This window comes from Lacrimispora brassicae, assembly GCF_054772055.1.
Genome location: NZ_BRYH01000043.1, coordinates 1 through 11,158 on the forward strand (window position 1 = coordinate 1; position 11,158 = coordinate 11,158).

Genomic DNA, 11,158 nt, shown 5'->3' on the forward strand with positions numbered 1-11,158 from the left:
GCCCGTGAGCCTGTGAATCCGCAGGATTCACAGGCTTGCACTACGGATGTATGTTACATACAGGAGGAAAGCAGATGAAGAAAAAAACAGTGCCGGTTCTTGCGGCGCTAGGATTGATATTGTTAGTGACTGCGGGATTTTTCGGAGCCCGGTTTCTGGAGCGGTATATCCCGTCAAAGGAACAGGCAGATATAACCGAACTGCTGGGAGTACAGGGAGATGAAGTGGCCCTTTATCTCAATGAGGATTTACAGGAAGCAAAGGGGTTTTTCCTGCAGGGACAGACCTATCTCCCCATTGAGTGGATAAATAATACGCTGAACCAACGGTTTTATTGGGACAGCAACGAAAAGCTTCTGGTGTATGCCCTGCCGGACTCCATTGTCTATGCGGATCATTCCACCGTGGGGGCGTCAGGAAAGCCCCTTATATGGGTGAATGAAAGCGGGGTCTATTTATCCATTGGCCTGGTGGCAAATTATACAGATATCCGTATAACGGCTTTTGACGGCGCTGAATACAAGCGGATTTTTATAAATAACAACTGGGATGAACAGAAAAAAGCAATGGTTTCCCAAAAGGGCAATGTCAGAGTAAAGGGCGGAGTGAAAAGTCCCATTGTGACATGGCTTTCCACCGGCAGCCAGGTCACGGTTCTGGAATCCATGGAAAAATGGGACAAGGTGCGGACCCAAGACGGATTTGTGGGCTATGTGGAACGGAAGCGGCTGGGAGAGGAGACCAGTGAGGTTCCTGTAAGTACCTTTGTAAAGCCGGTTTACACCAGTATTTCCATGGAAGAACCGGTTTGTCTTGCATGGCACCAGATGACGAATCTGGAAGGGAATGCTTCTTTTGACAGTCTGATCGCCAATACAAAAGGGGTCAATGTCATTTCCCCCACCTGGTTTGAGCTTACGGATAATGAGGGGAACTTCCGGTCCCTGGCCCAGGAGGATTATGTGAAAAAAGCCCATGACAAGGGGCTGAAGGTCTGGGCCCTCATTAATAATTTCAGTCCTGACGTAAAAACGGAGATCCTCATGTCTAAGACTTCCACCAGACGGAAGCTGATTGACGCCCTTATGGCGGAGGTGGAAAAATATAACCTTGACGGGATCAACCTGGATTTTGAGGGAATCAAGGAAGAGGCAGGAGTCCATTATATCCAGTTCATACGGGAACTTTCCATACCTTGCCGCGAGAAGGGGATCGTCCTGTCCGTGGATAATTACGTTCCGGCACCCGGCAATCAGTTTTATAACCGGAAGGAACAGGGAATCGTGGCAGATTACGTGATCGTTATGGGATATGATGAGCACTATGCAGGCGGGGATGCCGGTTCCGTAGCTTCCATTAGTTATGTAGAAAACGGAATCAAGAATACCCTGGCCCAAGTGCCAAAGGAAAAGGTGATCAATGGGATCCCGCTTTATACAAGGGTGTGGACCCAGGGGGCGGATGGGAAAACCACCTCTTCCTCCATGGGCGTTGCCCGTGCAAAGGAATGGATCAGCCAAAATAATGTGGAATTGTACTGGCAGGAGGAGCTGGGCCAGTATTATGGAGAGCTGCAGACAGAGGAAGGGCTTAAGCAGGTGTGGCTGGAGGAGGAGCGCTCCATCGGACTTAAGATGGATTTAATCAGGCAGTATGGTCTGGCAGGAGTGGCCTGCTGGAAGCTGGGATTTGAGCCGTCAGACTTGTGGGATAAAATCCGGCTTGACCGCGGGCAGCCGACAAAGTCAAGCGAACTTGACTCCGGCTCGCTGCCTTCGCAGGAATAGACAAATGATGTGAAAGAGACAGGAAGGTCAGGTTATGAGAAACAGGATCATATTGGCAGCATTGATGGCCGCGGTATGGATGCTGGCGGGATGTTCTTTGAAAGGAACAGCGCCGGAAAGCACCAGTGCAGAAAGCACTTCGCAGCCGGTGACAGAAACAACAAAGGCAGAACCGCCCACCACAGAAGAATTTCCCCAAACTTCAGAAAACCCGGCTTCAGAGCCTTCGGAGGAAGCTTTTGAAGGCGGCAGCAAGATCATTGTGGCTACGGATATCCATTACCTAGCCAGAGATTTGACGGATTTTCAAAAGGGCTTTCAGTACAGCATAGACCATGGGGATGGCAAGGTGATGCAGTACATCTGGGAAATCACCGATGCTTTTGTGGAAGAGGTGAAGACGGAACAGCCGGATCTGGTGATCCTAAGCGGAGACCTGACCTATAACGGAGAGAAAGAAAGCCATGAAGACCTTGCCGGAAAGCTTGGAGAGATGGAAGAGGCTGGGATTCCCGTGATCGTTATTCCGGGAAACCATGATATCAATAATCCCCTGGCAGCTCAGTTTGTGGGAGATACCTTTTTAGGGGCGGAAAATATCACTCCGGAAGAATTTGAGGAGATTTACCAGGATTTCGGATACAATGAAGCGGTCAGCCGGGATCCTGCTTCTTTAAGCTATGTTTACCAGGTAAATGATTATACCAGGGCTTTAATGCTTGATACCTGCCAGTATGAACCGAGAAATCTGGTGGGAGGAATGATAAAGGATGATACATATGACTGGATCGAAGAACAGATGGAAGAGGCCTGGAATCTGGGGATGAACGTGATTCCCGTAGGCCACCATAATCTTCTTGATGAAAGTGAAGTATACTTGCAGGACTGCACCATTGAACACAGTGAACAGCTTATTGACCAGTTGGAAAGCTGGGAGGTCCCCCTGTTTTTAAGCGGACACCTTCATGTGCAGCACTTTATGAGGTCCGGCAGCGATTCAGGAATCTATGAAATCGTCACCAGCTCTCTGTCCACGCCGCCCTGCCAGTATGGGATCTTGTATTATGGAGACGACGGAAGCTTCCGCTATCATACCAAGTCCCTGGATATGACGGGCTGGGCGAATAAGACGGGAAGCACCGATAAGAATCTTTTGAACTTTGAAGAATTTGGGAAAAAGTTCTTAAGCAGGGTATTTTATAATCAGGCTCAGGATGAATTCAAGAGACTGGATACCCTTAAGGGACTGACCAAATATCAGAAGGAGCAGATGGCAAAGGTCTATGCGGAGCTTAACGCCGCCTGTTATGCAGGTAAGGTAGTGGATATCCGGGATAAAGCCAAAGCAAAGGCCGGTTACAAGATGTGGGAGGAGGAAGGTTATCCCAGCATCCTGGCCCAATATCTGGAATGGATCACCTCCGATGGGACAAAGGACTATAACGCATTGAGCTCAGAATGACAGGAAAGTCACAGGGAGCAGTTCTTTTTTATTTCGCAGAAAGATATAATTCATTAAGAAGATGAATCAGGTAGACAATGTGAAATTAAAGAAGTGGGAACCCTTCATGGCACTGGTTTTGCTGGTGCTGGTATATGTGATATCAACTCAGGCCGGAAAGATAGCGGCAGGGGTCAATGCAAAAGCCGGGAGAGAAAAGCCTGTGGTGGTCATCGATGCAGGGCATGGTGGAAATGATCCGGGAAAAATCGGCATTGACGGAACCCTGGAAAAGGATATAAATCTGCAGGTGGCAAAACGGTTAAAGAAATATCTGGAAGCTTCTGACGTGGAAGTGGTCCTGACCAGGGAAGATGACAATGGGCTGTATTCGGAAAGAGACAGCAGAAAAAAGATGGCGGATATGAGCAAACGCTGTGAGATCATCAATGATGTAAGTCCGTCCCTTACCGTCAGCATCCACCAGAACAGCTATCATCAGGAGGAAGTTTCAGGAGGGCAGGTATTTTATTATAAGAAATCGGAAAACGGAAAAAAACTGGCGGAGATCCTGCAAGACCGGTTTGACTATGTGCTGGGGGAGAAGAATACCAGGCTGGCAAAGCCTAATGATAATTACTATCTGCTTTTGCATGTGAAGACCCCTATCGTAATCGTGGAATGCGGCTTTTTGACCAACTGGAAGGAAACCGCTCTTTTGAATTCCCCGGATTACCAGGACCGGCTGGCCTGGACCATCCACATGGGGGTCATGGAGTATTTGAATGGAAGATGAGGATAATAGGGGAAAAGGGTCAGTTGTGGACCTGATAAAAATGAGTCTTCCATACCGGCTTGCACAAAAAATATTTATTACATAGCAGAACGCCTTGAAAATGGTCTTTTCAGACCGGTCAAGGCGTTTTTTCATGCATTGTTTTGTAAGAGCCGGTTTTGGGGCGGCTTCTGATTCTGCCTGTTTTCAAGGGAAGAAAAGGCGGGAGACCGCTGGCAGGGAAAAATGCTGGTGTAAGGTTCCTGCCGCTATGGAGCAGACAGAGTCAGCACCGTTTGGGGGCGGCGCAGCTATCCCGGACCGCAATATAAAACGGCAGGTCGACCTTAACAGGAAGGCGGTGGCCTCCCTCAATGCGGTCAATGAGGATCTTTGCCGTCATCTGACCCATCTCTTCCACAGGGATGTGGACGGTGGTGAGCATGGGAGTCAGATACTGTGCAGTGTCAATATCGTCGATGCTGATGACCGAGACATCTCCGGGAATATGAAGTCCGGACTCGTGAAAGGCCTTCATGGCTCCGATGGCTGTGATATCGTTGCTGCAGAAATAGGCGGTAGCGTCGCAGCCGGCTTTTAACAGGCGCTTTGCTCCCTGATAGCCTCCTTCTGAGGAAAGGGCTACGTTGGCCACGTATTCCTTGCTCAGGGGAAGCCTGTGGTCTTTTAGACCGGCACAGTATCCGGTATAACGGTTTTCTGATTTGGTTTCTCCGATGTATGCGATCTTGCGGTGCCCCAGGCCGGCTAAATAACTGGTGGCGGCAAGGGCGGCCTGGTGTCCGTCGCAGATGATCTGATCGTATTTTGCCTCCAGATTGTTTAGGCCGGTATAGGCCAGGCTGTTGAAATACTTCTTTAAAGTGCCAAGAAGCTGTTTGTCGCAGCGTCCCAGAATGACCACTCCATCCACCTGGTTGTCGGTGATCAGCCGGAAGGTGCCCGGATGGCTGATGTCAAAGGAAGAAAAGGAATATTTTAATACGTAGTTTCGTTTAAAGGCTTCCTGCTCAATGCTGCGGGCCAGGGAGGAGAAGAACAGGTCGGTTACCGTATCTGTTGTCCGTGCGAATAAGCAGGCAATGGAACGGGAAGAGGTCAAAGCCGCTTTTTTCTCTCCAAGCTTTAAGTTGCGGGCCGTTGGGTTAGGCGTGTATCCGGTACGGCGCACGATCTCCCAGATACGGTCCTGCACTTCTTTGCTGGCTGCACCGGGAGTATTATTGTTCACGACTCTGGATACGGTGGAAATGGACACGCCGGCTTCTTCCGCTATTTCCTTTAATGTCATAAGCTGCCTCCGGAAAAAGAAATTTTCTTAAATATGATTATAAATCATAATCCATACAAACAGTATACCATAAAACCCAAACGTTTGGGTAAAATTTGCACAAATTTGGGGGAGAATATGTTACGCTGATATCATAGAAACGGGGAACTTTTAAGTTTCGGTATGATGCAGTGAACTGATTTTGTAAAGAGGAGAGTGGATCGGGAATATGAATGGCAATGTTCTGGTGGTGCATGGAGGCGGCCCTACTGCGGTGATCAATTCATCCCTGTATGGTGTGATCAAAGAGGCAAAGGAAAGCAAAAAGATAGAAAAGGTATACGCTGCCATGGGAGGCAGCGAGGGGATTTTAAAAGAGGATTTTCTGGATCTCATGGAATTTCCTGAGGAAAGGCTTCAACTGCTTTTGGAGACTCCTGCTTCGGCAATCGGTTCTTCCAGATTTGCTTTGGAGAAAGAAGATTATGAGGCAATGTCTGCCATATTTGAAAAATACCAGATCAGGTATGTCCTCTTAAACGGGGGCAACGGAACCATGGATACCTGCGGGAAGATCAATGAAGCCTGCAAACAATCAGGGGTCTCGGTGGTGGGAATCCCCAAGACCATAGACAATGATATCGCAATTACGGACCATACCCCGGGATTTGGCAGCGCTGCCAGATACATTGCGGCCACCACTGAGGAGGTGGGGATGGATGTGAAATCCCTGCCCATCCACGTGTGCGTCATGGAGGCCATGGGGAGAAATGCAGGCTGGGTCACAGCAGCCTCTGCCCTGGCCCGGAAAAAGCCGGGGGATGCGCCTCATCTCATTTATCTGCCGGAGCGTCCGTTTAAGGAAGAGGAATTTTTAGAGGATGTAAAAAGGCTCCATGAGGAAAAGGGTGGCGTGGTAGTGGTGGTCAGCGAGGGGTTAAAGGGAGAAGATGGAAAACCGGTGGTTCCTCCCATCTTTAAGACTGGCAGGGCCACCTATTACGGAGACGTAAGCGCCCATCTCGCCAATCTGGTGATCCAAAAGCTGGGCATAAAGGCCAGAAGCGAAAAGCCCGGAATCTGCGGACGTGCTTCCATTGCATGGCAGTCACCGGTGGACCGGGAGGAGGCCGTGCTCGCAGGGCGGGAGGCCTTAAGGGCGGCCATGGAAGGCCAGGGCGGAGTGATGATCGGCTTTATACGGGAGCACGGGGAAAAGGGTGAATACCGGGTTCGTGCAGAACGGATCCCCATTGAAAAGGTCATGCTCCATGAACGGGTCATTCCGGAAAGCTTTATCAATGAACGGGGAAATGACGTGACCTGTGAGTTTGTGGAATGGTGCCGTCCCCTCATCGGCCCGGAACTAAGGGATTTCATAGATTTTCATGATTGCATTGAAAATACTGAACCATAGAAACAGAAAGGCGAGGATAAGGAAGATGAAGCATATTTTTTTGAATTTAAAGCGGTTTGACATTCCCAGGGAAGCGGGTGGCGTCAATTCCATTGCTCCCATGAGTGAGTGGGGAAGGTATATTGTATCCAGTACTCAGGAAGAATTAAAAAAATATGGAAATGATGAGGCAGAGTTTGCCATGTACTTTCCGGAGGCCCATTTGATCCCGGCGGCAGAGGCCTTAGGGGAAAACAGCTCCATAAGGATGGGCTGTCAGAGCGTCTACCGTGAGGATACTGCAGTTGGAGGGAATTTTGGCGCGTTTACCACAAACCGCACCGCAAATGCGGCAAAGGCCATTGGCTGCACTACGACCATTATCGGCCATTGCGAGGAGAGAAGGGACAAGGCAGGGGTTCTTTGGGAAGCAGGGGTGACTGATACTCATGCAGTCAACCGTCTGCTGAACAAGGAGATAGGACAGGCCCTTAAGGCGGGCTTATCCGTACTTTACTGCATTGGGGAATCCGCCGAGGAGCAGCCTTGCTGGCAGGAGGTGTTAAAGGAACAGCTTGAGACCGGGCTTTCTGGGCTGGACACTTCCAGGGTGGTCATCGCCTATGAGCCGGTATGGGCCATTGGGCCGGGAAAGACCCCGCCGGATGAAGGGTACATTGCCATGATCGGTTCCTATATCAAAGAGGTGACAGGAGGCCTTCCCGTGGTCTATGGGGGAGGATTAAAGGCCGACAATGCACAGATGCTTGCTTCCATCCCTGTCATTGACGGAGGACTGATCGCACTGACCAGATTCCAGGGGGAGATCGGCTTTTATCCGGAGGAATATCTGGAAATCATAAGAATTTATCTGGGAAAGTAAATATTGGAGAAAAGGAGAATCGTAAGATGAATGTAGCATTGGAGTATGGACAGGGAACTGTAAACGTCACATTGCCGGATACTGCGGATATTTTTATTCCGGGAGAGACCGTACCGGATCCGCCTTACATTCCGGAGGAGGAGCTGGTGGAGAAAACCCTTGAATCCATCCGGAATCCCATGGGAATGGAGCCCCTTTCAAAGCTGGCTCATAAGGGTTCTAAAGTGACCATTGTATTTCCTGACAGGGTAAAGGGAGGAGAACAGCCCACCTCACACAGAAAAGTTTCCATTAAGCTGATCTTGCAGGAGCTGTATGATGCGGGCGTGGAGAAGAAGGACATTCTTCTGATCTGCTCCAACGGCCTTCACAGGAAAAACACGGAGAAGGAGATCCGGGCCGTGCTGGGAGATGAGTTGTTCCATGAGTTCTGGTACACCCATCAGATCATCAACCACGACAGTGAGGATTACGATCATCTGGTGGATCTTGGGACAACGGACCGGGGAGATCCTGTTCTCATGAACAAATACGTGTATGACAGCGATGTGGCCATCCTCATCGGCCATACCCAGGGAAATCCCTATGGCGGCTATTCCGGCGGCTACAAGCATTGTTCCACCGGAATCACCCATTGGCGCTCCATCGCCTCCCATCACGTTCCCGAGGTCATGCACCGGGCGGACTTCACCCCTGTAAGCGGCAAATCCCTTATGAGGACAAAATTTGATGAGATCGGGCAGTATATGGAAACATGCATGGGGAAGAAGTTCTTCTGCTGCGACGCGGTCCTGGATACCAGATCCCGCCAGATCGAGATCAACAGCGGATATGCGGCTGTGATGCAGCCCCATTCCTGGGTCACGGCCGATAAGCGCACCTATGTGCCCTGGGCGGAAAAGAAATACGATGTGATGATTTTCGGCATGCCTCAGTTTTTCCATTACGGAGACGGAATGGGAACCAACCCCATCATGCTGATGCAGGCCATATCCGCCCAGGTGATCCGCCATAAAAGGATCATGAGCGATAACTGCGTCATCATCTTTACATCCACCTGCAACGGATATTTCCATGACCAACTGTGGCCCTATTTAAAAGAAATGTATGAAATGTTCCAGAATGACCAGATGAATATTTTACCGGATATGAACCGTTACGGAGAGTACTTTGCCACTGACGCGGAATACATCAGAAAATACCGCTACTGCAACGCTTTTCATCCCTTCCACGGCTTTTCCATGATTAGCTGCGCCCATGTGGCGGAAATGAACACCTCTGCCATTTACTTATGCGGGGCACAGGAGCCGGGGTATGCCCGGGGCATGGGACTAAAGACAAGGGCTACGGTGGAAGAGGCACTGGCAGATGCCAGAAAGAAATTTGTGGGACCAAATCCCAACATCCTGGTGCTTCCCCAGACCTTTAAGTTAAGCGCCGTCCATCTGATGATGAAGGGGGAAACCCCTGGTGGAAAAGGTCATGAGGACTGTGGCTGCATGGCTCATCACCATAGATAAGGGGGGATTTTCATGAGGCATGAATATTATGGATATGACAAGGAAGCTCTTTTGGAGAATCCCAGGATCAAACTGTTGTGCATGAAGGATAACGATGCAGTATTCCGGCAGATGGCCGGACAGATGGCACAAGAGATAAAAAGCCATAATGCCAGGGAAGAAAGGACTGTATTCATCTGCCCGGTAGGGCCTGTGGGACAGTATCCCTATTTTGTGGGTATGGTGAATGAGGAAAATATAAGCTTAAAGAATGTCTGGTTCATCAATATGGATGAATACCTGGATGAAGAAAAAAGGTGGATCTCCAAGGATCATCCCTTAAGCTTCCGGGGATTTATGGACAGAAATGTTTATTCCAGGATCAGGCCGGAGCTTTTGATGCCAGAAGACCAGAGGATTTTCCCGGACCCGGATGATCTCACTTATATTCCGGTGCTTATAGAAAGGCTTGGAGGTGTTGACATGGTCTTTGGAGGCATTGGAATTAACGGCCATGTGGCCTTTAACGAGGCGGACGGGACCTTAAGCCAAGAGGAATTTCTGGCCCAGAAGACCAGGGTCTTAAAAATAAGCCCGGAAACAAGGGCGGCCAATGCCATTGGCGATTTCAACGGAGCCTTGGAGGATATGCCGTCTTACTGTGTCACAGTGGGCATCCATGAGATCGCACATGCGGGAAAGATCCGCCTGGGCTGCTTCCGCAACTGGCACAGGGCAGTGGTCAGAAGGGCCGGATACGGCCAGCCCACCCCGGAATTTCCTGTAAGTCTCTTACAGAACCATCCGGATATCACCCTTACGTTTACAGAATACGTAGCGGCTTTAACCGACTGACCATCATTTAAGACAGGAGAAACAAAGATGAGCCTAATACCATTGAGACCTCTTATGGAGGCCTCCATAAAATATGGCTTTGGACAGGGCGGCTTTAACGTGAATGCGGTCGCCCAGGCCAAGGCAGTAATTGAAGTACATGAGATGTTCCGTTCCCCTGCTATTTTACAGGGGGCGGATCTGGCAAATGGATTCATGGGAGGAAACATTGATTTTCTGAATGCAACCCTGGAGGATAAAAAGATCGGGGCAAGGAACATTGGAAATGCGGTTAAAAAATACGGCCTGGATTCTGAAATCCCCATTGTCCTCCATTTAGACCACGGCAGAGATTTTGATTCCTGTGTGGCAGCCATTGAAGGAGGCTATACCTCCGTCATGATCGACGGTTCTTCCCTGCCGCTGAAAGAAAACATTGAGCTTACCAGGGAAGTGGTGAAGTATGCCCATGGCAGAGGGGTAAGTGTAGAAGGAGAGCTGGGAGTGCTGGCAGGTGTAGAGGATCACGTATTTTCTGCTTCTTCCACTTACACCAACCCGTTGGACGCAGTGGAATTCTTCCAAAAGACCGGGGTGGATGCCCTGGCCATTTCCTATGGCACCATGCACGGGGCATCAAAGGGAAAGGATGTAAAGCTGCGGAGGGAAATCGTCATTGGGATCAGGGAGTGCATGAACCATCTGGGGATTTTCGGCGCTTTGGTTTCCCATGGCTCCTCTACCGTACCTAAATACATTGTGGATGAGATCAACGGCCTTGGAGGAAACCTGTCAGATACGGAAGGCATTTCCATTGAACAGCTTACGGCAGCCATTGGAGCGGGAATCAATAAAATCAATGTGGATACGGATATCCGTCTGGCCGTTACCCGCAATATGAAGGAATTCTTTGAAAAGTATCCGGAAAAACGAAACAGCGGCTCAATCGGCCCTATTTATGAGCGGATGGAGGCGAAGAAAGAGGCCTTTGATCCCAGAGTATTCTTACCGCCCATCATGGATACGGTGATGTATGGCACCATTCCTGATGAGGATGTGGCTGCCATTGTGGACTGTGTGGAACGAGGGGTCAAGGAAGTGGTAGGAACCCTGATCGTAAAGTTCGGTTCCTATGGGAGAGCCCCGCTGGTGGAGAGAGTGACTCTTGATGAAATGGCGGAGCGCTACAGAAAAATTGATAAATGGCTGTAAAAAAGAGCCGGTTCAGAGAAATGTCTGGATCGGCCTTTTT

Annotated in this window: 9 protein-coding genes; 8 read left to right on the plus strand and 1 reads right to left on the minus strand. The window is 49.7% G+C overall.

Annotated elements, in window-relative coordinates; translation table 11 throughout:
- The first annotated feature begins 74 nt into the window (after positions 1-74).
- The 3 genes from ACYVD3_RS19645 (at position 75) to ACYVD3_RS19655 (ending at position 4,024) form a co-directional block, all read left to right on the plus strand.
- A complete protein-coding gene (locus tag ACYVD3_RS19645; protein ID WP_460644185.1) occupies positions 75-1,787 on the plus strand; it encodes a glycosyl hydrolase family 18 protein in 1,713 nt (570 codons plus the stop codon).
- A 34-nt stretch (positions 1,788-1,821) separates the two neighbouring features.
- Positions 1,822-3,249, plus strand: coding sequence for a metallophosphoesterase (locus tag ACYVD3_RS19650; protein WP_460644186.1), 1,428 nt, complete (start codon positions 1,822-1,824; stop codon positions 3,247-3,249).
- A gap of 79 nt (positions 3,250-3,328) precedes the next feature.
- A complete protein-coding gene (locus tag ACYVD3_RS19655) occupies positions 3,329-4,024 on the plus strand; it encodes an N-acetylmuramoyl-L-alanine amidase (protein ID WP_460644187.1) in 696 nt (231 codons plus the stop codon).
- Positions 4,025-4,289: 265 nt separating this feature from the next.
- Here the strand turns inward: ACYVD3_RS19655 and ACYVD3_RS19660 are convergent, their stop codons facing one another.
- Complete coding sequence (locus ACYVD3_RS19660; protein WP_460644188.1) at positions 4,290-5,315, minus strand: LacI family DNA-binding transcriptional regulator; 1,026 nt, start codon at positions 5,313-5,315, stop codon at positions 4,290-4,292.
- A gap of 208 nt (positions 5,316-5,523) precedes the next feature.
- On the opposite strand from ACYVD3_RS19660, the gene ACYVD3_RS19665 reads away from it, so the two are divergent.
- Genes ACYVD3_RS19665 through ACYVD3_RS19685 form a run of 5 tightly spaced genes read left to right on the plus strand, consistent with a single transcriptional unit; the run spans position 5,524 to position 11,118 of the window.
- On the plus strand, positions 5,524-6,711 hold the full coding sequence (locus ACYVD3_RS19665) for a diphosphate--fructose-6-phosphate 1-phosphotransferase (RefSeq protein ID WP_460644189.1): 1,188 nt from the start codon (positions 5,524-5,526) through the stop codon (positions 6,709-6,711).
- A 25-nt stretch (positions 6,712-6,736) separates the two neighbouring features.
- Positions 6,737-7,573 (plus strand): triose-phosphate isomerase family protein, encoded by an 837-nt coding sequence (locus ACYVD3_RS19670; RefSeq protein ID WP_460644190.1) that lies wholly within the window; start codon positions 6,737-6,739, stop codon positions 7,571-7,573.
- A gap of 26 nt (positions 7,574-7,599) precedes the next feature.
- Positions 7,600-9,093 (plus strand): lactate racemase domain-containing protein, encoded by a 1,494-nt coding sequence (locus ACYVD3_RS19675; RefSeq protein WP_460644191.1) that lies wholly within the window; start codon positions 7,600-7,602, stop codon positions 9,091-9,093.
- 12 nt (positions 9,094-9,105) lie between these two features.
- On the plus strand, positions 9,106-9,927 hold the full coding sequence (locus ACYVD3_RS19680) for a sugar phosphate isomerase family (protein ID WP_460644192.1): 822 nt from the start codon (positions 9,106-9,108) through the stop codon (positions 9,925-9,927).
- A 27-nt stretch (positions 9,928-9,954) separates the two neighbouring features.
- A complete protein-coding gene (locus ACYVD3_RS19685; RefSeq protein WP_460644193.1) occupies positions 9,955-11,118 on the plus strand; it encodes a class II fructose-bisphosphate aldolase in 1,164 nt (387 codons plus the stop codon).
- The last annotated feature ends 40 nt before the right edge of the window (positions 11,119-11,158 follow it).

Coding starts and splice junctions, on each gene's coding strand:
- ACYVD3_RS19645 (WP_460644185.1), top strand. CDS start 75: ATGAAGAAAAAAACAGTGCCGGTTCTTGCGGCGCTAGGATTGATATTG.
- ACYVD3_RS19650 (WP_460644186.1), top strand. CDS start 1,822: ATGAGAAACAGGATCATATTGGCAGCATTGATGGCCGCGGTATGGATG.
- ACYVD3_RS19660 (WP_460644188.1), bottom strand. CDS start 5,315: ATGACATTAAAGGAAATAGCGGAAGAAGCCGGCGTGTCCATTTCCACC.
- ACYVD3_RS19665 (WP_460644189.1), top strand. CDS start 5,524: ATGAATGGCAATGTTCTGGTGGTGCATGGAGGCGGCCCTACTGCGGTG.
- ACYVD3_RS19670 (WP_460644190.1), top strand. CDS start 6,737: ATGAAGCATATTTTTTTGAATTTAAAGCGGTTTGACATTCCCAGGGAA.
- ACYVD3_RS19675 (WP_460644191.1), top strand. CDS start 7,600: ATGAATGTAGCATTGGAGTATGGACAGGGAACTGTAAACGTCACATTG.
- ACYVD3_RS19680 (WP_460644192.1), top strand. CDS start 9,106: ATGAGGCATGAATATTATGGATATGACAAGGAAGCTCTTTTGGAGAAT.
- ACYVD3_RS19685 (WP_460644193.1), top strand. CDS start 9,955: ATGAGCCTAATACCATTGAGACCTCTTATGGAGGCCTCCATAAAATAT.